19 protein-coding genes are annotated in these 22624 nt (G+C 74.6%); 8 read left to right on the forward strand and 11 right to left on the reverse strand.

The genetic code is table 11. The features are described 5' to 3' along the window. Positions 1-85: 85 nt before the first annotated feature. Positions 86-1969: an ABC transporter ATP-binding protein gene (locus ACF08F_RS28575; RefSeq protein WP_392301406.1), complete on the reverse strand. Its 1884-nt coding sequence runs from the start codon at positions 1967-1969 to the stop codon at positions 86-88. After that, positions 1966-3663, reverse strand: a complete 1698-nt coding sequence (locus ACF08F_RS28580; protein WP_392301407.1) for an ABC transporter ATP-binding protein — start codon at positions 3661-3663, stop codon at positions 1966-1968. The genes ACF08F_RS28575 and ACF08F_RS28580 overlap by 4 nt, the downstream gene beginning before the upstream one ends. Before the next feature lie 158 nt (positions 3664-3821). On the opposite strand from ACF08F_RS28580, the gene ACF08F_RS28585 reads away from it, so the two are divergent. From ACF08F_RS28585 to ACF08F_RS28600, 4 genes are all read left to right on the forward strand, one after another. Further along, the gene (locus ACF08F_RS28585; protein WP_392301497.1) at positions 3822-4889 is read left to right on the forward strand and encodes a FecCD family ABC transporter permease; all 1068 of its coding nucleotides are present in this window, start codon (positions 3822-3824) and stop codon (positions 4887-4889) included. Further along, positions 4886-6016 (forward strand): FecCD family ABC transporter permease, encoded by a 1131-nt coding sequence (locus ACF08F_RS28590; protein ID WP_392301408.1) that lies wholly within the window; start codon positions 4886-4888, stop codon positions 6014-6016. The genes ACF08F_RS28585 and ACF08F_RS28590 overlap by 4 nt, the downstream gene beginning before the upstream one ends. Beyond that, positions 6013-6951 (forward strand): ABC transporter ATP-binding protein, encoded by a 939-nt coding sequence (locus ACF08F_RS28595; RefSeq protein WP_392301409.1) that lies wholly within the window; start codon positions 6013-6015, stop codon positions 6949-6951. Before ACF08F_RS28590 ends, ACF08F_RS28595 begins: the two co-directional genes overlap by 4 nt. Positions 6952-7083: 132 nt before the next feature. Further along, positions 7084-8658, forward strand: a complete 1575-nt coding sequence (locus tag ACF08F_RS28600) for an amidohydrolase (RefSeq protein WP_392301410.1) — start codon at positions 7084-7086, stop codon at positions 8656-8658. Positions 8659-8713: 55 nt separating this feature from the next. On the opposite strand, the gene ACF08F_RS28605 is transcribed toward ACF08F_RS28600, so the two are convergent. Continuing rightward, the gene (locus tag ACF08F_RS28605) at positions 8714-9637 is read right to left on the reverse strand and encodes an ArsR/SmtB family transcription factor (protein ID WP_392301498.1); all 924 of its coding nucleotides are present in this window, start codon (positions 9635-9637) and stop codon (positions 8714-8716) included. Between the two features lie 136 nt (positions 9638-9773). Between ACF08F_RS28605 and ACF08F_RS28610 the strand changes: the two genes are divergently transcribed. After that, positions 9774-10682, forward strand: coding sequence for an aldo/keto reductase (locus ACF08F_RS28610; RefSeq protein ID WP_392301411.1), 909 nt, complete (start codon positions 9774-9776; stop codon positions 10680-10682). Positions 10683-10685: 3 nt separating this feature from the next. Here the strand turns inward: ACF08F_RS28610 and ACF08F_RS28615 are convergent, their stop codons facing one another. From ACF08F_RS28615 to ACF08F_RS28645, 7 genes are all read right to left on the reverse strand, one after another. Next, positions 10686-11600: an adenosine kinase gene (locus ACF08F_RS28615; RefSeq protein WP_392301412.1), complete on the reverse strand. Its 915-nt coding sequence runs from the start codon at positions 11598-11600 to the stop codon at positions 10686-10688. A 192-nt stretch (positions 11601-11792) separates the two neighbouring features. Continuing rightward, positions 11793-12533, reverse strand: coding sequence for a phosphatidate cytidylyltransferase (locus ACF08F_RS28620; protein ID WP_392301499.1), 741 nt, complete (start codon positions 12531-12533; stop codon positions 11793-11795). A gap of 65 nt (positions 12534-12598) precedes the next feature. Further along, a complete protein-coding gene (locus tag ACF08F_RS28625; protein ID WP_392301413.1) occupies positions 12599-14392 on the reverse strand; it encodes an aminotransferase class I/II-fold pyridoxal phosphate-dependent enzyme in 1794 nt (597 codons plus the stop codon). 129 nt (positions 14393-14521) lie between these two features. Beyond that, on the reverse strand, positions 14522-15427 hold the full coding sequence (locus ACF08F_RS28630) for an amidohydrolase family protein (protein ID WP_392301500.1): 906 nt from the start codon (positions 15425-15427) through the stop codon (positions 14522-14524). An 8-nt stretch (positions 15428-15435) separates the two neighbouring features. Continuing rightward, positions 15436-16320, reverse strand: coding sequence for a 3-hydroxyacyl-CoA dehydrogenase NAD-binding domain-containing protein (locus tag ACF08F_RS28635; protein ID WP_392301414.1), 885 nt, complete (start codon positions 16318-16320; stop codon positions 15436-15438). Then, positions 16317-18299 (reverse strand): acetoacetate--CoA ligase, encoded by a 1983-nt coding sequence (locus ACF08F_RS28640; protein WP_392301415.1) that lies wholly within the window; start codon positions 18297-18299, stop codon positions 16317-16319. Before ACF08F_RS28640 ends, ACF08F_RS28635 begins: the two co-directional genes overlap by 4 nt. After that, on the reverse strand, positions 18296-19060 hold the full coding sequence (locus tag ACF08F_RS28645) for a crotonase/enoyl-CoA hydratase family protein (RefSeq protein WP_392301416.1): 765 nt from the start codon (positions 19058-19060) through the stop codon (positions 18296-18298). The genes ACF08F_RS28640 and ACF08F_RS28645 overlap by 4 nt, the downstream gene beginning before the upstream one ends. Positions 19061-19157: 97 nt before the next feature. Between ACF08F_RS28645 and ACF08F_RS28650 the strand changes: the two genes are divergently transcribed. Beyond that, the gene (locus ACF08F_RS28650) at positions 19158-19604 is read left to right on the forward strand and encodes a MarR family winged helix-turn-helix transcriptional regulator (protein ID WP_392301501.1); all 447 of its coding nucleotides are present in this window, start codon (positions 19158-19160) and stop codon (positions 19602-19604) included. A 99-nt stretch (positions 19605-19703) separates the two neighbouring features. On the opposite strand, the gene ACF08F_RS28655 is transcribed toward ACF08F_RS28650, so the two are convergent. Further along, positions 19704-20141, reverse strand: coding sequence for a nitroreductase family deazaflavin-dependent oxidoreductase (locus tag ACF08F_RS28655; protein ID WP_392301417.1), 438 nt, complete (start codon positions 20139-20141; stop codon positions 19704-19706). Positions 20142-20328: 187 nt separating this feature from the next. Here ACF08F_RS28655 and ACF08F_RS28660 point away from each other — a divergent pair, with 187 nt between their 5' ends. Together ACF08F_RS28660 and ACF08F_RS28665 are read left to right on the forward strand one after the other, a co-directional pair. Beyond that, on the forward strand, positions 20329-21345 hold the full coding sequence (locus ACF08F_RS28660; RefSeq protein ID WP_392301418.1) for a molybdopterin-binding protein: 1017 nt from the start codon (positions 20329-20331) through the stop codon (positions 21343-21345). Between the two features lie 34 nt (positions 21346-21379). Further along, positions 21380-22564 (forward strand): S8 family peptidase, encoded by a 1185-nt coding sequence (locus tag ACF08F_RS28665; protein ID WP_392301419.1) that lies wholly within the window; start codon positions 21380-21382, stop codon positions 22562-22564. The last annotated feature ends 60 nt before the right edge of the window (positions 22565-22624 follow it).

Genomic DNA, 22624 nt, shown 5'->3' on the forward strand with positions numbered 1-22624 from the left:
GCCCAGGAGGGCCTGGGCCTCGGCGGCGTCCGCGTCGGAGAACAGGGTGGCCAGTGCCGCGGGCACGGCGGGTGCCGCGTGCCTCTCAGACGGCCGGTGAGACCGGGGCGTCGGCGACGGGGGCGGGGTTCGGGACCTTCTCCGCGGGGTGGCGACGGGTGGCCGACCAGGCCGACCAGAGCTCGGCGTAGTGGCCGCCGGCGGCGGTCAGGGCCTCGTGGGTGCCGTTCTCCACCACCCGGCCTCCGTCCAGGACGACGACACGGTCGGCGGTCGCCGCCTGCGGGAGGCGGTGGGCCACCACCAGGGCCGTCCGGCCCTCCAGGGCGCGTTCGGCGGCCTCCTCCAGGACACGGGCGCCCGCGCTGCCCGCGTCGGCCGTCGCCTCGTCGAGGATGGCGACCGGCGGGTCGGCGAGGACCAGCCGGGCCAGGGCGAGGTGCTGCGCCTGCGTCACCGTCAGCCGGTGGCCGCCCTCTCCGACGACGGTGGCCAGCCCCTCGGGCAGCGCCTCCGCCCACTCCAGGGCGCCCACCTTCGCCAGGGCCGCGCGCAGTTCCTCGTCGTCGGCCCCGGGGCGGGCCAGGCGCAGGTCCTCGGCGAGCGGGCCGGCGAAGACGTGCACCTCCTGGCTGATGAGCGTCACCGCGCGCCGGACGCCGGCCGGCCCGAGCTTCCCGACGGGCACCCCGCCGAGCGTGATCGACCCGGAGGTCGCCTCGTGGACCCCGGCGATGACCTTCGCGAGGGTCGTCTTGCCGGCGCCGCTCGCGCCGACCAGCGCGACCCGTTCTCCGCTGCGCACCGTGAGGTCGATGTCGTGCAGCACCGGAGCGCCCGTGCCGTACGCGTGGCCGAGCCCCGAGACCGTCACCGAGCCGTCCACGGGGGTGTCGGCGCCCTGCGGCGCGGGCTCGGCCGGGAGGGCCGAGACGCCCACCAGGCGGGCGAAGCTCGCGCCCGCGGACTGGGCGTCGTCCAGGAGGTACAGGGTCGCGTTGATCGGGTTGAAGAGACTGTGGAAGTACAGCGCGGCGGCCGTCGCCGTACCGATGCTCGCCGAGCCGCCGTCGACCAGGACGAAGCCGGTGGCGAGCATCGCGGCCAGGCCGATGAACTCGGCGAGGTTCAGTCGGGAGAAGAAGCCCGACACGAGGTGGATGCCCCGCAGGCCGAGGTCGCGCGCCGCCGCCGACCGCTCCTCCAGGAGACCGGAGTGCGTCCCGCCGAGCCGGAAGGCGCGGACGGTCCGCGCGCCGCCGACGCTGTCGAGCAGCTGGTGCTGCAGGGCCCCGGTGGCGATGCGGTGCTCGCCGTACACGGGGGAGGAGCGGCGCATGTACCAGCGCACGGAGAGGACCTGCACCGGTGCGGCGAGGAGCGCGGCGAGCAGGAACCGCCAGTCGAGCACGGCGAGTCCGACGAAGGTGAGCACGATGGTGAGCGCCGACCGGCTGAACTCGGGAAGGGCCTGCCGCACCGACTTCGCGATCATGGACACGTCGCTCGTCACCCGGGAGACGAGGTCTCCGGAGCCGGCCGCCTCGACGCGTTCGAGCGGCAGCCGCAGCGCCCGCTCGATGAACTGCTCGCGCAGCGCGGCGAGCACGGTCTCGCCGAGCCGGGCGACGAGCGTGCCGCCGATCGCGGTGGCCGCGCCACGGGCGACCGCGACGGCGATCAGCAGGACGAGCGGCACCGTCAGGGCCTGGGCCCCCCGCTGCTCCACCACCAGGTCGACGATGCGCCCGAGGAGCGGCGCGGTCAGCAGCCCGACGGCGGTCCCGGCGACGAGGACGGTGAGCGCGCCCACGGCCAGGAGCCGGTGGCCGTGGAGCATGATGCGCAGCGCCGCCAGGGACTCGGCGCGGGTGGCGGTCGGCAGGAGCGCGCGGTCCTGGGGGGTTCCGCTCATGGTGTGTTTCGTCTCCTCGGGCGTCGTCGTACGCGCGTCCTCGTCGGTGGTCATGCCAGCACCGCCGCTCGGTAGGTCTCGTCGGCGGCGAGCAGCTCGTCGTGCCTGCCGTCCGCGCGTACGGCCCCGTCCTCCAGGACCACCACCCGGTCCGTCACCGCGAGCAGCGCGGGACTGGTGGTGACGAGGACGGTCGTACGGCCCCGGCGGACCTCCCGCAGCCGGTGCGCGATCCGCGACTCGGTCACGGTGTCGACGGCGGTCGTCGGGTCGTGCAGGACGAGCACGGGTCGGTCGGCGGCGAGGGCCCGGGCGAGCGCCACGCGCTGGCGCTGGCCGCCGGAGAGGGACCGGCCGCGCTCGGCGAGGAGGGTGTCCACGCCGTCCGGCAGCAGCCGGGCCACGTCGTCGGCGGCGGAGGCCGTGAGGGCGTCGTCGACGGCCGTCGTGTCGCCGTCGGACCCGGACCGTACGTTGTCGACGAGGGTGCTCTCGAACAGGTCGGCGTCGTGGTGGGCGACGAGGACCGCCCGGCGCAGCGCGTCGGGGTCGAGCCCGGTCAGGGGTACGCCGTCGAGCTCGACGGAGCCCTCGGCGGGGTCCTTCTCCCGGGCCAGGCAGAGCAGCAGGTCGGCGGCGGCCGCCGGGTCCCGGGTGACGATGCCGGTCAGTCCGCCGGCGGGCAGGTCGAGGTCCACCCCGCGCAGCGAGCCGAGCGAGACCCCGCGCAGGGCGAGGTGTCCGGCGGCCGGGGCGGCCGGGACCGCCTCGCCGCCCTCGACGGTGACGGGCGAGGCCAGCACCTCCGCGATGCGCCGGGCGGAGGCCCGCCCCTGGGCGAGTTCGGCGTTGACGTACGTGAGGAGCTGGAACGGGCCGAGGAGGAACTGCGCCAGGCCGACGGCCGCGACCAGTTCGCCGACGCTGATGCTGCCGTCCATGGCGAGGTAGGCCCCGACCAGGCCGATCACGGCGATGAAGACGCCCGTCAGGGCGAGGATCGCGCCCTCGTGCCCGGCCCGGCTGCGGGCCGCGCGCAGGGCGGCGGCCAGCGAGTCCTGGCTCGTGGTGCGGTAGCGGGCGACGGCCGCCGACTCGGCGCCCATGCCCTTGAGGACGCGCAGTCCCGTGACGAGGTCGGCGGCGACGCCGGAGGCGTGGGCGGCGCGCTCCTGCTCGGTCTCGCTGCGCCGCTCCAGAGGGCGGCTGATGCGGTGGCCGAGCCAGAGGAGCGGCGGGATGCCGAGCAGGACGAGGAGGCCGAGCGGGACGGAGATCCTGAGGAGGGCGACGGCGCTGATCACCAGGGCCGCGACCGCCGAGACCCCGTACGAGATGACGGTCGCCACCGAGCCCACCCGGCGGGCGTCGTTGGTGGCGATGCTCGTGAGGGCGCCGGGGAGGCGGCCCGTCTCGGCGCCTCCCCGGGGGTCGAGGACGCGGGCGGCCAGCTCCAGGCGGAGTCGGTGCGCGGCCTGCTCACCCGCGCCCTCGGTGATCCGCGCGCTCGTGCGGTAGCACGTGGAGAGGACGAGGAAGAGGGCCGCGAGGACGACGAGCCAGCGCAGCAGGGAGGCGGAGGAGCCGGTCGCCACCGCCGAGTCGATGATGACGCCGATGACCACCGGGACCAGGGCCTCGCAGGCCTGGTGGGTCATGCCGAGCAGGGACGCCGCGAGGATGCGCGGGCGTTGCCCTCTGATCGCTCGACCGAGGACAACTGCCCCTGTCGGTACGCCCGTTGGCATGAGACTCCTCCACGGAGACGAGTGAATGGTTAGGTAAGCCTACTCTGACCTGGCGAGCGTTGACCGACCGTGTGCGTTCGGTTAGCCTCACCTAAGTACCGGCTCGTCGGGTCGTGTACCGCGGGGCCCGCTCCGCGCGTCAACTGCCGCCAGGGGAGCTGTCGTTGTCCGTCCAGTCCCGCGAACAGGTCGGGAAGGCCGTCGACGCCGCACCGCACTCGGGCCGCACCGGGGCCACGCTCCGGAGCCTCGGCCTCCTGCTCGGCGCCGCCGCACTCGTCATCGTCTCGCTCGTCAGCGTCTGGGTGGGCACCCGAGGCATCCCCTTCACCGCCACCTGGCACGTCCTGTGGAACCCCGACGGCTCGGAGACGTCGGTGATCATCCATGACTACCGCATCCCCCGGACCGTCCTCGGCATGCTGGTCGGCATGGCGCTCGGCCTCGCCGGCGCACTGATGCAGGCCCTCACCCGCAACCCGCTCGCCGACCCCGGCATGCTCGGCGTCAACCTCGGCGCCTCCGCCGGCGTGGTGGTGGCGATCGCCTTCTTCGGCGTCGGGGCACCCCTCGGCTACGTCTGGTTCGCGCTCGCAGGCGCCGCCGCCGCGTCCGTCGGGGTCTACCTGCTCGGCTCCTCGGGGCGGAAACTCGCCTCGCCCGAGCGGCTCGTCGTCGCCGGCGCCGCCGTCACCGCGGTGCTGTACGCCTTCAACTGGGCGATCCTGCTCCTCGACCCCAGGGCCTTCGACCAGTTCCGCTTCTGGACCGTGGGCTCCCTCGCCGGCCGCTACTACGACGTCGTCCTGATGGCCTTGCCGTTCATCGCGACCGGCCTGGTCATCGCCCTCGTCCTCGCCCCCTCGCTCAACGCCCTCGCCATGGGCGACCAGATGGGACGGGCCCTCGGCGTGAACGTCGGCCGGACCCGCGCCCTCGGCGCCGTCGCCGTGATGCTCCTGTGCGGTGCCGCGACCGCCGCCGCCGGGCCGATCGGCTTCGTGGGACTCGCCGTTCCGCACGTCGCCCGCTTCGTCGTCGGCCCCGACCAGCGGTGGGTGTTCGCGTACTCGATGCTCATCGCCCCCGTCCTCCTCATCGGCTCCGACGTCCTCGGCCGGATCCTCGGGGCCCCCGGCGAGGTGCAGGTCGGCATCGTCACCGCGTTCGTGGGAGCGCCCCTCTTCATCGCCCTGTGCCGCCGCCGAAAGCTGGTCATGCTGTGACTGCCGTACGGGAGGCGAAGACCTCCGGACCCCCGCACGGACCCGGCGACGGGCCCGCCCCCGACGCCGCCCCGGTCCCGTCCCGGGTCGTCACCGGCCGGGTCGTCCGTACGCGGTCGGGGGCCGTCTCCCTGCTCGTCCGGGGCCGGACCGTCGCCGTCACCGCCACCCTCCTCACCGCGCTCCTCGCCGTCGCGGGCATCACCCTCACCACCGGCGACTTCGACCTCACCGTCGGAGAGGTCCTCCGAGCGCTCACCGGCAACGGCTCCGGCATCGCCGACTTCGTCGTCAACACCCTGCGCATGCCCCGGCTCGTGACCGCGCTCTGCGTCGGCGCCGCCCTCGCCGTCAGCGGCGCCATCCTGCAGAGCGTCACGGGGAACCCCCTCGGCAGCCCCGACATCATCGGCTTCACCAACGGCTCCGCCGTGGGCGCGCTCGTCGTCATCGTCGTGCTCCACGGCAGCATGACGCAGATCGCGATCGGCGCCCTCGCCGGCGGCCTCGCCACCGCCCTCGCCGTCCACCTCCTCATGATCGGCCGGGGCATCCAGGGATTCCGCCTGGTCGTCGTCGGCATCGGCGTCAGCGCCCTGCTCCTCGCCGTCAACTCGTACCTGATCACCAGGGCCACCTTCCAGGAGGCCCTGGAGGCGCAGGCCTGGCTCATCGGCAGCCTCGGCAACCGCCTCTGGACGCACGCCACCGCCATCGGCATCGCCGTCGCCGTCCTGCTCCCGCTCGCCCTCCTCCTCTCCCGCCGCCTCTCCATGGTGGAGATGGGCGACAGGACCGCGATGGCCCTCGGCGTCGACGTGGCACGCACCCGCACGCTGCTCCTCGTCATCAGCGTCGCCCTCGCCGCCTTCGCCACCGCCGTCACCGGCCCCATCTGGTTCATCGCCCTGGCCGCGCCCCAGGTGGCCCGCAAACTGACCCGCTCGTCGGGTCCCGCCCTGCTGCCGTCCGCCCTCATGGGCGCGGTCATGCTCGCCCTGAGCGACCTCGCCGTGCAGCGCCTCTTCGCCCCCGCGCTCCTGCCCGTGGGCACGGCGACCGGCTGTGTCGGCGGGCTCTACCTCATCTGGCTACTGGTCACCGAGTCGCGAAAGAGCCGCGCATGACAGCAACAGCGAAGCGTCCCACGAGCGGTCCGACGAGCGGTCCGACGAGCGGTCGCGTGGCCGGTCCGGCGAGCGGTCCGACGACCGGTCCGGCGAATCCGTCCGCCTCCCGCCTGCGCGCCGAGGGCCTGACCCTCTCCTACGACCAGCGGACCGTGGCCACCGGCCTCGACGTCGAGATCCCCGACCACTCGTTCACGGTGATCATCGGCCCGAACGCCTGCGGCAAGTCCACCCTCCTCACCGCCCTCGCCCGGATGCTCAAGCCCCGCGCCGGACAGGTCCACCTCGACGGCCGCGCCATCGCCTCGTACCGCTCCCGCGAGGTCGCCCGCCGTCTCGGCCTGCTCCCGCAGTCCTCCACCGCGCCCGGCGGCATCACCGTCGGGGACCTCGTCGCCCGCGGCCGGTACCCCCACCAGGGCCTGCTGAGGCAGTGGTCCGCCGACGACGAGGCGGCCGTCGTGGAGGCGATGCGGCAGACCGGCGTCCTCGAACTCGCCGACCGTCCCGTCGACGACCTCTCCGGCGGCCAGCGCCAGCGCGTGTGGCTGTCCATGGTCCTGGCCCAGCAGACCTCGATCCTCCTGCTCGACGAGCCGACGACCTTCCTGGACATCGCCCACCAGGTCGAGGTCCTCGACCTGTGCGCCGAACTCCACGCCCGCCGGGGCCACACGGTCGTCGCGGTCCTCCACGACCTCAACCAGGCGTGCCGCTACGCCACGCACCTCATCGTGATGCGGCCCGGGGGCGTGATCGCGGCCGAGGGCGATCCGTCGACCGTCATGACCGCCGAGCTGGTCGAGGACGTGTTCGGCCTGCCCTGCCGGATCATCGACGACCCGGAGACGGGAACCCCTCTGATGGTGCCGGCCGCGCCCAAGCGGTACGCGTCCACGAGCGGGACCGCCGAACTGGCCCCGGCCACCTGACCGACGCGCACCGCCTCCCACGCGCACCGCCTCCCACGCGCACCGCCTCCGACACGGACTCGCCCCCGGAGCAGCCCCGCCCCCGGCGGCGGCCCCGCCTCCGACACCGACCACGACCCGGACGGACCACCCATGCTCTGTACGAGGCTGACGAACGCGCACATCCTCACGATGGACCCGGACCACCCCGTCGCCCACGACCTCGGGATCTGGCGCGGCCGGATCGTCGGCCTCGACGAGGCCGTGACCTCGCTGCCCGCCCGCGACGTCGTCGACCTCCAGGGCGCCACCGTGCTGCCCGGCTTCATCGACAGCCACGTCCACATGGCGTGGGCCGGGCTGAAGGCGAGCACCCCGAGCATCGCGCCCTGCGAGCGGATCGAGGACGTCCTCGCCGTCGTCGCGGAGGCCGCCGAGCGGAAGCCGCCCGGCGCCTGGGTGGACATCGCCGGATACGACCAGCGGGCGCTGGGCCGGCACCTCACCGCGACCGAGCTCGACCGGGTCGCCCACGGACGCAGGCTCTTCGTCATGCACGACTCCGGTCACGCCTGCGTGGTCGACAGCGCCGTCCTGGACCTCCTGCCCGCCGACGTCCCGCACGAGGACGGCTTCCTCGTCGAGAGCGCGATGACCGCCGTACGGCGCCTCCGGCTGCCCTACTCCCAGGAGGAGATCGCCGACGCGGTGGAACGGGCGGGCCACGCCTGCCTCGCCGAGGGCATCACCGCCGTCGCCGAGGCGGGCATCGGCGGCGGGCTCCTCGGCCACAGCCCGGTCGAGCTCGGCGCCTACCAACTGCTCCGGGACCAGGGACGCCTGCCCCTGCGCGTGCAGCTCATGGCCGCGGGCGACACCCTGCGCCCGCTCGCCGCGCACCGCGACGACGGCGTCCCCCGGGCCCTCGACCTCGGCCTGCGGACGGGCTTCGGCGACGACTGGCTGTCCCTCGGCGCGCTCAAGATCTACACGGACGGCGGCATGATGGCCCGTACGGCGGCCCTCACCGCCCCGTACGAGGGCATGGCCACCACCGGACAGCTCCAGGACGATCCCGGGCGGCTCGCGGAGCTCATCGTCGACGGCCACCTCGCGGGCTGGCAGCTCGCCGTCCACGCCATCGGGGACCGCGCCGCCGACCTCGCCCTCGACGCGCTGGAGCGCGCCCAGGACCTGCGGCCCCGCCCCGACGCCCGGCACCGGATCGAGCACGCCGGGCTGATCCGGCCCGACCAGCTGCCCCGCCTCGCGCGCCTCGGCCTCAGCGCGGTGGTCCAGCCCAACTTCCTGCGCCACTTCGGCGACGACTACGCACGGATCATGGGGGAGAAGCGGGCGCCGTGGATGTACCGGGGCCGGGGCTTCCTGGACCACGGCGTCACCGTCGTCGGCAGCTCCGACCGCCCGGTCGCGGACGGCTCACCGCTGCGGGCCGTGCAGTTCATGGTCGAACGGGCCTCCCTCTCCGGCGGCCGGATCGGCCCCGACGAGGCGGTCACCGTCGACGAGGCCCTGCACGCCTACACGGTCGCGGGCGCGTACGCCTGCCGCTGGGACGACACCGCGGGCAGCCTGAGCCCCGGGAAGCGCGCCGATCTCGTGGTCCTCGGCGACGACCCGCGGCGCGTCGAGCCGGCACGGATCGGGGACATCGAGATCGTCGCGACGTACGTGGACGGTCACCCCGCCCGGGAGGCCAAGGCCTGAGCCAGGAGCCGGCGATCCCGGACGGCGGCGCTCTCGGACGGGGGCTGCGGCGCCCTCAGGCGGAGGCGGCGGCCAGGAGGGTCTCGGCGGCGGCGGTGCGGGCGTAGAGGACGGAGCGGCCGGCCCGGTGCGCACTGACCAGGCCCGCGTCGCGCAGCGCCGTCAGGTACTGGGACACCCCGGCCGGGGAGAGCCCGGTGCGGCGGGCCAGCTCGGTGGTGGAGGCCGGGGCCTCCAGCTCGGTCAGCAGCAGGGTCCGCGAGCGGCCGAGGACGAGGGCGAGGGCCCGGGCCCCGCCGGCGGGCCGGGCCTCCCACAGCGTGCCGACGGCCCGCGCCGGGTAGGCGAGCTGCGGCGGGTCCGGCGGCCGCACCCTGGTCCGCGGGCCGGGGCCGGTGAAGACGGAGGGGATCAGGAGCAGCCCCGCGCCCGTGAGCTCCCGGGGCAGGTTCCTCTTCCGGACCAGCCGGAGCGCGTTGTCCTGCCAGCTCATGGAGGCGTGCAGATCGTCGAAGAGATGACCCACGCCCTGCTCGGCGACGGTGCGGGCACGGTGGAACACGTCGGCGTTCAGGACCGCCCGGATCCGGGCCCAGTAGGGGGCGAGTGCCAGTTCCCAGTACGTCTCGACCTCCTGGACGACCTTGGCCAGGCAGGCGGACGGGTCGGCGCGGAGGGCCCGGGCACGGGCGCCGAGGCCCCCCTGGTGGCGGGCGAGGTGGTCGAGGTCCTCGCGCACCCGGTCAGGGGGCGAGGCCAGGATCGCGTCCCACTCGTCCGCCGGCTCCGGGCTCGGCCCGGCGGGGGCGGGGGTGAGGAAGTCGGGCACGTAACCGGTGGGCGGGATCAGCTCGGAGAGCCATCCCCGGTCCAGCCCGGCGGCCATCACGCGCGGCCGTACCTGCTCGGCCCAGGACCGGTGGACGGGGTGCGCGGCGGGCGACGTCAGCAGACGGAAGCCGGGCGCGACCTCCCACATCGGCGAGACGGCGAACCGCACCCGCGCCAGATCGTTCGCCGAGAACTCCAGCTGTGTCAGGGTCACCACTCCACGACGGATTCAGGCATGTGTGAATCAATGGCGGGTCAGCCTACCGTGCGGAGATCATCCCGCCATGACCTCACAGACCATCACCGCGGCGGCGTCGGGCACCTGGAAGCTCGGCGACCGCACGGTCAACCGGATCGGCTTCGGCGCGATGCGCCTCCCGCAGCACGGCGAGGCGTTCGCGCCCGGCGCCGTCCCCCGCGACCGCGACCAGGCGATCGGGGTGCTGCGCCGCGCGGTCGAACTCGGGGTGAACCACATCGACACCGCCGCCTTCTACTTCTCGTCGCTGCGCAGCGCCAACGAGCTGATCAACCAGGCCCTCGCCCCCTACCCGGACGACCTCGTCATCGCGACGAAGGTCGGACCCGGCCGCGACCCCGCGGGCGACTGGCTGCCGCACGCCGGCCCCGGGCAGCTGCGCGCCCAGGTCGAGGAGAACCTGCGGCAGCTCGGTCGCGACCACCTCGACGTGGTCAACCTCCGTGTCGTCGGCACCGACTCGATCGCCGAACGCTTCGGCGCCCTCGCCGAACTGCGCGAGGCGGGGCTCATCCGCCACCTCGGCCTCTCCAACATCCGCCCCCACCACCTCGACGAGGCCCTGACCGTCGCACCGGTGGTCTGCGTGCAGAACATGCACGGGATCGGCGCGTCGCCCGAACAGGAGGAGTTCCTGCGCCTCTGCGGCGAACGGGACATCGCCTTCGTGCCGTTCTACTCGATCGCGGGCAACGGCCGCACGGTCGGCGCGCGTTCCGAGGACGGTCCCGAGGTGCGCGCGGTCGCCCGCGCCCACGGGGTGAGCGGCGCCCAGGTCCGGGTGGCCTGGACGCTGCACCGGGGCCCCCACGTCCTGGCCATCCCCGGCACCGGCGACCCCGGGCACCTCGCCCAGAACGTCGCCGCCGGCGCCCTGCGCCTGACCCGGGAGGAACTCACCGCCCTCGACGCCCCGCACCGCCCGGAGGCATGAGCCTCAGCGCCCGGACGTCAGCTCGGCGACCTCGCGGAGGAGCGTCGGTCGGTCGACGGCGTCGCAGCCGGTCGCCGGGACGGTGCACGCGTAGGCGCCGGCCACCGCCCCGTACAGCGCGCACCGGGCCGGCTCCTCGCCGGTCAGCCGGCCGAGGAGGAAGCCGGCGGCGAAGGCGTCGCCCGCGCCGTTGGAGTCGACCACCGGGGCGCGCGGGGTGACGGCGGGGACGTGCGAGAGCCCGTCGGCGGTCAGCAGGTACGCGCCCTCGGCCCCGGCGGTCGCGACCACGGCCTCGGCCCGCCCCCGCTCCAGGATCCGCCGCATGGTCTTCTCCCGGTCCGCCAGGGCCGTGGTGGAGACGAAGACGAGGTCGGCGCCGTAGGCGAAGGGCTCGTGGTAGGGGTTCTCGCCGTCCCAGTCGTGCAGGTCCGTGGAGACGGTGACGCCCGCCTCGCGGAGCTGGGGCAGGGCGAAGGCGCACGGATGGGTGATCGAGACATGGGCGTGCCGGCTCGCCGCGGCCAGCGAGCGGACCAGCTCCTCCGGGAAGCGGTCCGACTCCCGGGAGCGGCTGTCGTCGTAGAGCGAGAGGCGCCGGCCGTCGGGGGCGACGAGGTTGACGGCCCGCTTCGTCCCGCAGGGCTGGGGGACCTCGGTGAGGCCGATGCCCCGGTCGCGGTGGAGGGCGCGCACGAGGTCGCCGTACGGGTCGTCGCCGATCATGTCGAGGTGGTGCGTCCGCAGGCCGAGGGCGCTGAGGCCCAGGGCGACGAAGTCGCCGGTCTGCCCCGCGCGGCTCTCGATGCCCGGCCGGATCTTGTGGCTGTCGGCGTACGGCAGGGGCAGCTCGGGGACGTAGACGATCGTGTCGACGCCCGCTCCTCCCAGGACGAGGACGTCGTACGGGCTGGTCATCGCTGTTCCTCTCGACGGGATCGCGCTGCCCGGAGGGACGGCACAACTCCCGCCGGGCGGAGGCGAGTCAAGCATCCGACGCGGAACGATGCAAGAACTTGCACTACTTTTCAGCAAGTTGTCCTCCATGGCTGCGCGACCCCGTCCGACGCGCCCGGCCCCTCCGACCCCTCCGACCCGGCCCGGCGCGGATCAGCTCAGGACCAGCAGCACCGCCAGGGCCACGAGAAGGGAGTCGATCCGGTCCAGCAGCCCGCCCGAGCCGGCCAGCCACCGGCCCGCGTCCTTCGCCCCGGCGCCGCGCTTCACCATCGACTCCAGCAGGTCCCCGAGCGGGCCGCCGACCGCCACGGCCACCGCCGTCTGCCACGTCAGGGACGAGAGCACGGCGAGCGTCCCGAGGCCCGCCGCCGCCCCGGCGAGCGTGCCGCTCCACCGCTTGGCGGGCGACAGCGGGGAGAGCCGGGGCCCGCCGAACCGGCTGCCCGCCGCGTACGCGACGATGTCGGCGACGGACACGGCCACGAACAGCACGAGGCCGAGGGCGCCGGACGGCACGAGCCCGGCCAGGGCGCCCAGCCACACGAGCCCGAGCAGCCCCGCCCCCAGACGGCGGAGCCCGTGCTCCGCGTCCCCCGCGAGCAGCGGCACCCCGGCGATCGCGAGCGCCCCGACGGCCCCCACCCGGAGCACCTCCGACGGCGCCAGCCAGGCGGTCAGCACGAGCGCGACGACCGCCGCGCCGAGCACCGCCCGGTCCACGGGGGCCAGCCGCAGCAGCCCGCCGTACTCCGCCACCGCGACCGCCCCGACCACGGCCGCCAGCACCGCGATCCCCGCCGGGCCGAGCCAGAACGCGGCGGTGACCAGGGGCACCCCGAGCACCCACACGCACCACCGGACCATCAGCTCGCGCCGCCGGGTCGCCGCCACCGCGAGCCCGCCGGCCGCCAGCGCCCCGCCGAGGTACGGCACGAGACCGGCGACGGTCGGCGTCGTCACAGCGCGCCCCGCCCGCCCGCCGCCACCGACGACGCCGACGTCCTAGCCTCCAGCGCCTCCAGAGAGCTCCGGCACGCCGCCACGATCCGCGCGTTCTCCACCCGGTCGCGGACGGCGACGCGGAAGGTCCGCCCCTCGTAGGAAGGGGACATCGGCGACAGGTCCCGCAGGTACACGTCGTGGCGGCGGCACTCGGCCACCAGACGGGCCGCGCTCGGCCCGCCCCGCCGCAGGGTCACCGTGAGGAAGTTCGACACGCCCTCGTCGACCGAGGCGAAGCCGCCGAGCTCCAGCAGGCCGGCGGCGAGTTCACGCCGCAGCACCGCGGTGCGCGCCCAGCGCTCCGCGTAGTACGCGGGGTCGCGCAGCGCCGTGACGGCGGCGAGCTGGGCCGGCAGGCTCACCGGCCACGGCGGTGTCCAGCGGCGCAGCTCCGCGGCCGCCTCCGGGGCGGCCACCAGATACGCGGCCCGCATCCCCGAGAGCGCGTACATCTTCGACAGCGAGGTGCAGACGACGACACGGGGGTCGACGGAGGCGAGCCCGGCCAGCGAGTCCGCCGGATCGACGTAGCCCAGGTACGCCTCGTCGATCCACCAGCGGGTCGCGGCGGGCGAGTCCGCGATCACCGCGCGCAGCGCGGCGGCGGGGGCGTGGCGGCCGGTCGGGTTGTTCGGGTTGACCACCACCACGAGGTCGTACCGGCCGCTGCGGGTCGCGGCGGCGAGGCGGGCCGGATCGAGCACCCAGCCGTCCTCGCGGCGCAGCCGGAGCCGGTCGACCCGGCAGCCGATCACCCGCTCGGTGACATGGGCGTACTCGCCGTAGCTCGGGTCGAGGAGGAGGACCCGGCTCGCCGGGGTCAGCCACCGGCCGAACGCCCGGAAGATCAGGTCGGAGGAGCCCGCCCCGACGGCCAGCGACTCCACCGGCAGTCCGCGGACCCCGGCGATCTCGGCGAGCAGCCCTTCCGCTCCGGTCGGCGGCGAGGTCCGGGCCGCCCACCCCGGATCCTCCGTGAGGACCGCGCGGACGTCGGGGGAGGGCGCGAACCAGGCGTCCAGCACGTCGGCCGGGACGACCTCGTGACGACGGGTCAGCGTCCGGAAGTCCGTACCGATGGCCGAGAAGAAGGCGCCGCCGTGCTCGCAGCCGTCGGCGCGCGGGGCGAACGGCACGTCCAGCCGCCAGTCGAGGCCCGCCCGCAGCCGCTCCAGTGTCCGGCCGTGGCGCTCGGCGACGGTCCTCGTCAGCTCGTCCACCGAGCCGCTCAGCACCTCGAAGGAGACGGCACCCGAGCGGACCGTGCGCCCCACCGGCCGCAGCCCGGTGGCGAGGTACATGTCGAGGAGTTCCGTGCGTCCCATCGCGACCACCCGGCGACCGCCGCGGGCCGCGACCCAGCGCAGTGCCGCGTACATGAGGAGCGGCGCCGCCGCGGTCGACCGCCACCGCTCCTCGACGGTCAGGACGCGGACCTCGAAGGGCGCCTCCTCCGACAGGACCGGCAGCTCCTCGCGCGTCAGGTACTTGTCCAGCGAGTAGCGGCCGACCCACGGCGGGGTGAGGCTGACGAACCCGATCCGCGTCCCGCCGCGCGCGGCCACGAGGTAGACGTTCTCGCCGTCGAGCCCGTCGCTCAGCCGCCCCGACGGATCCACCTCGTGCTGGCCGAGCTCCTCCGCGTACACGCGGTGGCGGAGTTCGTGGATCCAGTCGCGGTCCTGGGACGTGGCGGCGCGCAACTGCAGGGCCTGTCCCGTGAGTTCCGTACGGTCCGTGCGGGTCATGTGTGTCCCCCTGGTGAAGATCCGTTGTCCGCGCCCAGCATGGAGGAGACCGGACGGCGGCACCTGAGTACGCGTACTCACCCCGCTGGTGGGGGAGCACGCGCCCCGGGGCGGCGCCGGCCGTCGTGCTCAGAGGCCGAGGAGGCGGGCGGCGTTCTCCTTGAGGATCAGCGGCCGGACCTCGGGTTTGAGGCCGAGCCCGTCGAAGTCGGCCAGCCAGCGGTCCGGGGTCACGACGGGGAAGTCCGAGCCGAACAGCACCTTGTGGCGGAGGAAGGAGCCGGCGGCCCGGACGAGCTGCGGCGGGAAGTACTTCGGGGACCAGCCCGACAGGTCGATGTACACGTTGGCCTTGTGCGTGGCCATGGAGATCGCCTCGTCCTGCCAGGGCACCGACGGGTGCGCCAGGACGATCGTCAGGCCGGGGAAGTCGGCGGCGACGTCGTCCAGGAGCATCGGGTCCGAGTAGCGCAGCTTGATGCCGCGGCCGCCGGGCAGGCCCGCGCCGATGCCGGTCTGCCCGGTGTGGAACAGCGCGGGGACGCCCAGCTCCTGGAGCGCCTCGTAGAGCGGGTAATGCTCGGGCGCGTTCGGCGCGAACGCCTGGAGGCTCGGGTGGAACTTGAAGCCGCGGACGCCGTGGTCGAGGACGAGCGCGCGGGCCCGCTCGACGGCGTCGGGGCGGTGCGGGTCGACCGAACCGAACGGGATGAGGACGTCGGGGTGTTCGGCCGCCGCCGCCGCGATCTCCTCGCTGGACAGGCCCGGGTGGCCGAGGCCCGTCGTGGCGTCCACCGTGAAGATCACGGCGGCCATCCGGCGCTCCCGGTAGTGGGCTGCGAGGCTCTCGACGGTCGGGGTGCGGTCCTGGCCGGACCTGAAGTACGCGGCCGAGGCGTCCATCAGCTCGGAGTCGAGCGCGAGACGGCCGTGGGCGTCCTGCTCCACATGGACGTGGAAGTCGATCGCGGTCAGCTCCGCGGGAACCAAGGGGCTGACGGGGCGGGTGGAGTTGGTGGGGTTCAGGGGGTGCATCGGTGTGCTCACAGGTGGTCGGTCCGGTTCTTGGCGTCGAGCAGGAGGGTGAGGAGCGCGTCGCGTTCGGCGACGAGATCCGCCTCGGCGGTCCCGGCCAGCTCCTCGGCGACACCCCGGGTGATCGTGTCGGTCAGCGCGGGCGTCAGGCGCGGCGCGCCGAGGTCCGCCCACCACTCCTCCATGGGCGGGCCGAGGCGTTCGAGTACGTGGGCGATGCCGCCCGCGCCCCCCGAGAGGTGCTGGTTGAGGAACGGCCCGAGCAGCGCCCAGCGCAGACCGGGCCCGTGCGCGACGGCCGTGTCGATGTCGGCGACACTGGCCGCACCTCGTTCGACGAGGGAGTACGCCTCGCGCCACAGCGCCGCCTGGAGCCGGTTCGCGACGTGCCCGGGCAGCTCTTGGCGCAGCCGGATCGGCCGCCGGCCGAGACCGCGGTAGAAGCGCAGCGCCTCCTCGACGGCCGCCTCGGCCGTCCGCTCGCCCGGCACGACCTCGACCAGCGGGATCAGGTGCGGCGGGTTGAACGGGTGCCCGACGAGGACCCGTTCGGGGTGGGCCGCGCAGGCCCGCTGGATCCGGGACGGGAGCAGTCCGGAGGAGCTGCTCGCGAGGACCGTCCCCGGCGGGGCGGCGGCGTCGAGGGCGGCGAAGACCTCGTCCTTCAGGTCGGGGCGCTCGGGCCCGTTCTCCTGGACGAAGCCGGCGTCCGCGACGGCCTCGGCGAGGTCGGGGGTGAACGTCAGCCGGGTCTGGTCGGCGGTGACGGCCGCGCGCAGCCGGGCCTCCGCGCCGGGTGCCGGGTCGGTGGCGACGACCTCGTGCCCGTACCGGAGGAAGAGGGTGGTCCAGGAGGCCCCGATGACGCCGGTCCCGACGACGGCGACCCTCATGACGCGCTCCCGGGCCGGACCGTGCCGCGGCGGGTGGCGGCGAAGGCGACGAAGGTGTCGAGGGAGCGGGGGTCGGCGAGGACGTCGGTGCTCGCGACGGACTCGGGGGCCGCGCCGAGCAGGATCCGCTTGACCGGCACCTCCAGCTTCTTGCCGGTGCGGTTGCGCGGGACGGCGGGCACCCGCTCGATCACGTCGGGGACGTGCCGCGGCGACAGCGCCGACCGCAGCGTCCGGGCGATCTTCGTCCGGAGGGCGTCGTCGAGCTCGGCGGGGCCCGCGACGAACAGCAGCAGTTCGCCGTTGCCGCCCTCGGGGTCCTCGATGTGGACGACGAGGCTGTCGTCGACCTCGGGCAGGTCCTCGACGACCGCGTAGAACTCGGCGGTGCCGAGCCGCACCCCGCCGCGGTTGAGCGTGGCGTCGGAGCGCCCGGCGACGACGCAGTGGCCCTCGGGCGCGAACCGCACCCAGTCGCCGTGCCGCCACACGCCCGGGTACTCCTCGAAGTACGCGGCCCGGTAGCGGGAGCCGTCGGTGTCGCCCCAGAAACCCACGGGCATGGACGGCATCGGCTCGGTGATCACCAGCTCGCCCAGCTCGCCGACGACCCGCTTCCCCTCGCCGTCGTAGGCGTACGCCGCGACCCCGAGGCACGGGCCGGAGATCTCCCCGGCACGCACGGTCTGGAGCGGGCTTCCCTGGAGGATGCCGGTGCACACGTCGGTGCCGCCGCAGCCGACGTTCAGGAGCACCCGGTCGCCGAACTGCTCGGCCACCCAGCGGAACCCGTCGGCCGCGAGCGGGCTGCCGGCCGCGCCGAGCTGCCGCAGCCGCGACAGGTCGAACTCCTCGGCGGGCCGCACGCCGGCCTTGCGGCAGGCCATCAGGTAGCCGGGGCTGACGCCCATGAGCGTCGCCCCCGTCTCCTCGGCGATCCGCCACTGCTCCCGCAGCTCCGGGTGGACCGGATTGCCGTCGATCATGACGATCGAGGCGCGTACGAGCAGCGCCGAGACCAGGGTGTTCCACAGCATCCAGGCGGTGGTGGAGAACCAGAGCATCCGGTCGCCCGGCCTCAGGTCCCAGCTCAGCGCGTTGTTCTTCAGGTGCTCCAGGAGGATCCCGCCGTGGCGGTGGACGATCGCCTTGGGGATGCCGGTGGTGCCGGAGGAGAACAGCACGAACAGCGGGTGGTCGAACGGCACTGGCTCGAAGGGCACGGGGCCGGGGGCCGGCTCCGCGAGCAGCTCCGCCCAGCCCAGGGCGCCGGGCACGGTGTGCGGGCCGTAGGGCACATGGACGACCCGCTCCACGGTGGGCAACCGAGCCGCGATCTCGGCCACTTCGGTACGGCGGTCGACGTCCCGCTCCCCGTAGCGGTAGCCGGCGACGGTGAGCAGCACCTTCGGTGCGAGCTGGGCGAACCGGTCGACGACGCTGCGCGGCCCGAACTCCGGTGCGCAGGCCGCCCAGACCGCGCCGATGCTCGCCGTGGCGAGGAAGGCGACGAGCGTCTCCGGGATGTTCGGCAGATAGGCGACGACCCGGTCGCCCTTGCGGACGCCGAGGCGGAGGAGGCCGGCGCGGGCCCGGGCGACCTGCTCGCGGAGCTCGCCGAAGGTCAGCTCGACGGGCGCCCGCGTCTGGGAGTGGGCGACGACCGCGACGGCGGCGTCCTCGGCGGACCCCTCGCGCCCGAGGGCGTGCTCGGCGTAGTTGAGGGTCGCGCCCGGGAACCACTCGGTGTCCGGCATGGACCTGCGGCCCAGGACGGCGGTGGGCGGGGTGTGGGGACGGACGTCGAAGAACTCCCAGACCGAGGACCAGAAGCCCTCCAGGTCGGTGACGGACCACTGCCACAGGCTGTCGTAGTCCGGGAACGACAGCTGCCGTTCCGCCTCCAGCCAGCGGAGGTAGCGCCCGATCTCCGACTCGTCCCTGACCCGCGGACCGGGGGTGCTGAGGATCTCGCTCATCGGGTGACCTTTCCGGCGCGGCCGTCGAGGAACGCCCGCATCCTCTCCTGGGCGTCGGCGCTGCCGGCGGCGACGGCCGCCATGAGGGATTCGAGCAGGAGGCCGCCGGCGGGCGAGGCCTCCGCGATGCGGGGGAGCGCCTGCAGGACGGCGAAGTTGGTCAGGGGCGCGTTGGCCGCGATCCGCTCCGCGAGCTCCAGGGCCTTGGCCCGTGCGCCGCCCTGCTCGGTCAGGTAGTGCGAGAGACCGACGGCCTGGCCCTCGGCGGCGTCGAGGACGCGACCGGTGAGCATCATGTCGGCCATCCGGTGGGCCCCGATCAGCCGGGGCACACGGACCGAGCCGCCGCCTCCGACGAAGAGGCCGCGCTGCCCCTCCGGCAGCGCGTAGAACGTGGACGGGTCGGCCACGCGCAGGTGCGCGGCGGCCGCCAGCTCCAGACCGCCGCCGATGACGGCGCCCTTCAGCGCGGCCACCACGGGGACCCGGCCGCCCTCGATCGTGTCGAAGACCCGGTGCCACATGAGCGAGTGCTCCAGGGCCTCCTCGGTGGACCGCTCGGTCAGCTCGGCGAGGTCGAGTCCGGCCGAGAAGTGCTCGCCCTCGGCGTCCAGGACGACGGCCCGGACGTCCGGTCCCGGCTTGCGGAAGAACTCCTCGACGCGCAGCACGGTGGCGTCGTCGAGGGCGTTGCGCTTGGCCGGGCGGCGGAGTGTCAGGACCGCCACTCCGTCGCTGCGGTCGATCGAAAGCGTGCTCAAGAAGAACTCCTCAATCATCAGGAATCCTGAGTATCAGAGGGCGCCCGTCCGCCACGCAAGGGTGTTTGCGCTAGAATTTTCGACAGGATTCCTGATGATGGTGAGAAGGGGAGGGGAAGTGCCGGACGTCGCTCCGCCGTCTCTGCTGTACTCGGTGAAACAGGTCGAACTGGCCACCCGGGCCCGGCTCGACGAACTGCTCAGGCCCTCGGGCGTGACCGCCCTCCAGTACACGGCGCTGACCGTGCTCGAACGCCGGGACGGCATGTCCTCGGCGGAGCTCGCCCGCAACTCGTTCGTCACGCCCCAGTCGATGTCCGACCTGGTCGGCGCCCTGGAGCGGCGCGGCCTCATCGTCCGCTCCCCGGACCCGGCGAGCCGCCGGCGCCACGTCATCGGCCTCACCGACGAGGGCCGCGCCCTGCTCGCCCTCCACGCGCCGGCCGTCCAGCACCTGGAGGACGAGATGCTCACGGGCTTCACCGCCCGCGAGCGCACCGTCTTCCGCGACCTCCTCAACCGCGCCCGCGCGGCGCTCGGCTGACGCCGGGCGGCCGCGCGGAGCGCGCCGGAGGCCGGGAGCGGACCTGCTAGGGCGTGTTGCGAAAGTCCCGCCTGCCCGACGCTACTTTCGCAACACGCCCTAGCCGATCGGCTCGACGACGAACACCGGGATCTCCCGGTCCGTCTTCCGCTGGTAGTCCGCGTAGTCGGCGAAGGCCGCCACGGCCCGCTCCCACCACGCCTGCCGCTCCTCGCCCGTGACAAGCCGGGCCTTCATGTCCCAGGTCCGCGTGGCGTCCCGCAGCTCGACAAGGGGAGAGGCGACCAGGTTGTGGTACCAGACCGGGTGCTTCACCGCCCCGCCGTTCGACGCCACCAGGGCGTACGCGCCCTCGTGCTCCACCCGCATCAGCGGGGTCTTGCGGAGCTTGCCGCTGCGCGCGCCGACGTTCGTCACCAGGACCACGGGCAGGCCCCGCATCGTGGTGCCCTTCGTGCCACCGGACGACTCGTACAGCTCGACCTGATTCCGCACCCAGGCCGACGGGCTGGGCTCGTACTCACCTTCGAGGGGCATGCCTGTCCTTTCGTCGTTCCGACGCACACCTCACCGGCAGCCTCGCGGGAGCTCCCCGGCAATGTCAAAGGTGTCTCCGCTGTGTCGCACGGCTCTGTACAGGGGTTCTGTGGTCGGATGGGCGCCGCCGACGGCCCTGCGCCCCTCCGTGGGCTGGCCCCGAGGACAAGGGGAGAAAGGGAGCCGGATGTACCAGATGCGTCAGTGGATCGCCGCCGCCGAGGCCGAGCTGGAACGGGAACCGGACCGGGAGGCCGCCCCCGGACGGCCCCTCCGCCCGACCCCCGCACGGCCGGCGTCCCCGCCCGTTCCGGGGCCCGCGGCTCACCCCCTGCCGTGGGAGCGGGCCCGCGCCCTGGCTTGGGACGCCGGGAGGCCGCTGCCCGTCGTCACCCGTGCGCTCGACGAGGCCCTCGGGCACGCCCTCGCCGGACCGCTGACGGTGGGCGACGCGGCGGCCCCGGACGTCCTGCTGCCCGCCGGGACGACCGTGACCCCGGCCGTCGTCGGTCTCGCGGCCGCCGCCGGTCACGACCGTCCTGCCGTGCACCGGCGCCCCCGCGTGGAACTCCTCGACCTCGGCGGCGCACCGGCGGCGTCCGGCCCGCTCCTCGCGTCCTGGCTGGCCCGCCACGGTGCCGAGGTGACCGGCCGCCGTCCCGTCCCGGGCGACCCGGGAAGCCTGCGCGAGGCCGTGCACGGCTGCACCGCGGACGTCGTCGTCACCCTCGGCGATACGGGTACGGGTACGGGCCCAGGCGCGGGCGCGGGCGCGCGGCTCCTGGTCGACACCGTCGCCGTACGACCCGGCCTCCGCATGCTGCTCGCCGAGCTGCCACCCGCCCCCGACGGCGGGCCCCGCTTCCTCGTCGGCCTGCCCGGCGAGCCGTCGGCCGCCCTCGCCGGCGCCGTCACCCTCGCCGTACCGCTCCTGCGCCGCCTCGGAGGGCACGCGGACCCGGCCCCCGGGTCGTACCGGACGACCGCCGCGACGGCACTCCCCGGGCACCCGCACGACACCCGGCTGCTCCCCGTGCGACGCGGGGCGCACGGGGTCGCACCGGTCCGGTACGACGAGGCGGAGAGCACGCCCGCAGCCGGATTCCTCTCCGGCCTCGTGCGCGCCCACGGTCTCGCGGTCGTCCCGCCCGGCGGCGTACCGGCCGGGGCGGAGGTCGAGGTCCTGGCCCTCCCGGGGGCGTGAGCGGTCAGGACGCCGGGGCGATCCTCACGGTGACGTGCTGCTGACCGTCTCCGCCGCCACCGCGGCCGCCCTGCTCGGCACCTTCGCCGCCGTCCCCGCGCAGGCGGCCCCCGCCGAAGGAGTCGTGCTCGCGGCCGGCTCGACCGACGCGGTGCCCGGCAGCTACATCGTCACCCTGAAGCAGGGTGCGGGCTTCAAGGCCGGCTCCGCCAAGGGCCGTGACCTGATATCCGGTTACGGCGGCACGGTCCGCAAGACCTTCGGCTCCGCCCTCAACGGCTACACGGCCACCCTCGGCGCGACCGAGGCCCGCCGCCTCGCCGCCGACCCCGCCGTCGCCTCCGTCGAGCAGAACCAGGTCTTCCGCGCCGACGCCACGCAGACCGGCGCCCCGTGGGGCCTGGACCGCATCGACCAGGCGAACCTGCCGCTCAACGGCACGTACACGTACCCCGACGCGGCGGGCGCGGGTGTCACCGCGTACGTCATCGACACCGGGGTGCGCATCTCGCACGCGCAGTTCGGCGGACGGGCCGTGAACGGGTACGACGCGGTCGACGGCGACACCGTCGCCCAGGACGGCAACGGCCACGGCACGCACGTCGCCACCACCATCGCGGGATCGACCTACGGCGTGGCCAAGGCCGCGAGGATCGTCGCCGTCCGCGTCCTCGACAACGCGGGCTCCGGCACGACCGCCGGTGTCATCGCGGGCATCGACTGGGTCACCTCCCACCACCCGGCGGGGGCCCCGGCCGTCGCCGACCTGTCCCTCGGGGGCGGCGCCTCCACGGCCCTCGACAACGCGGTGAAGAACTCCATCGCGGACGGCGTCACCTACGCCGTCGCCGCGGGCAACTCCGGTGTCGACGCCTCCCCCTCGTCGCCCGCCCGGGTCGCCGCCGCCATCACGGTCGGCGCCACGAGCAACACCGACGCCAAGGCGAGCTGGTCCACCTACGGTTCGGTGCTCGACCTCTTCGCCCCCGGCGTGTCGATCACCGCGGGCTGGCACACGAGCGACACGGCCGCCAACACGATCTCGGGCACCTCGATGGCCACCCCGCACGTCGCGGGCGCCGCCGCCGTCTACCTCGCGGGCCACACCTCCGCCACTCCGGCGCAGGTCGCGACCGCTCTGGTGAACGGCTCGACCCCGAACAAGGTGACCAGCCCGGGCAGCGGTTCGCCCAACCGCCTGCTGCGCCTCGTCCCGTAGTCCGCGCACGACCGGTGTCGGGGGTCTTGCGCGGACCCCCGACCCTCTCTACCCTCGCGG

The sequence above is a fragment of the Streptomyces sp. NPDC015130 genome, from assembly GCF_043080005.1.
Lineage (GTDB): Bacteria > Actinomycetota > Actinomycetes > Streptomycetales > Streptomycetaceae > Streptomyces.

Bases quoted from the DNA above. Each gene is read 5' to 3' on its own strand.
- ACF08F_RS28610 (WP_392301411.1), top strand. From the start codon at position 9,774: ATGACCTCACAGACCATCACCGCGGCGGCGTCGGGCACCTGGAAGCTC.
- ACF08F_RS28655 (WP_392301417.1), bottom strand. From the start codon at position 20,141: ATGCCCCTCGAAGGTGAGTACGAGCCCAGCCCGTCGGCCTGGGTGCGG.
- ACF08F_RS28650 (WP_392301501.1), top strand. From the start codon at position 19,158: ATGGTGAGAAGGGGAGGGGAAGTGCCGGACGTCGCTCCGCCGTCTCTG.
- ACF08F_RS28660 (WP_392301418.1), top strand. From the start codon at position 20,329: ATGTACCAGATGCGTCAGTGGATCGCCGCCGCCGAGGCCGAGCTGGAA.
- ACF08F_RS28605 (WP_392301498.1), bottom strand. From the start codon at position 9,637: ATGTGGGAGGTCGCGCCCGGCTTCCGTCTGCTGACGTCGCCCGCCGCG.
- ACF08F_RS28575 (WP_392301406.1), bottom strand. From the start codon at position 1,969: ATGACCACCGACGAGGACGCGCGTACGACGACGCCCGAGGAGACGAAA.
- ACF08F_RS28630 (WP_392301500.1), bottom strand. From the start codon at position 15,427: ATGCACCCCCTGAACCCCACCAACTCCACCCGCCCCGTCAGCCCCTTG.
- ACF08F_RS28580 (WP_392301407.1), bottom strand. From the start codon at position 3,663: ATGCCAACGGGCGTACCGACAGGGGCAGTTGTCCTCGGTCGAGCGATC.
- ACF08F_RS28640 (WP_392301415.1), bottom strand. From the start codon at position 18,299: ATGAGCGAGATCCTCAGCACCCCCGGTCCGCGGGTCAGGGACGAGTCG.
- ACF08F_RS28635 (WP_392301414.1), bottom strand. From the start codon at position 16,320: ATGAGGGTCGCCGTCGTCGGGACCGGCGTCATCGGGGCCTCCTGGACC.
- ACF08F_RS28615 (WP_392301412.1), bottom strand. From the start codon at position 11,600: ATGACCAGCCCGTACGACGTCCTCGTCCTGGGAGGAGCGGGCGTCGAC.
- ACF08F_RS28600 (WP_392301410.1), top strand. From the start codon at position 7,084: ATGCTCTGTACGAGGCTGACGAACGCGCACATCCTCACGATGGACCCG.
- ACF08F_RS28595 (WP_392301409.1), top strand. From the start codon at position 6,013: ATGACAGCAACAGCGAAGCGTCCCACGAGCGGTCCGACGAGCGGTCCG.
- ACF08F_RS28625 (WP_392301413.1), bottom strand. From the start codon at position 14,392: ATGACCCGCACGGACCGTACGGAACTCACGGGACAGGCCCTGCAGTTG.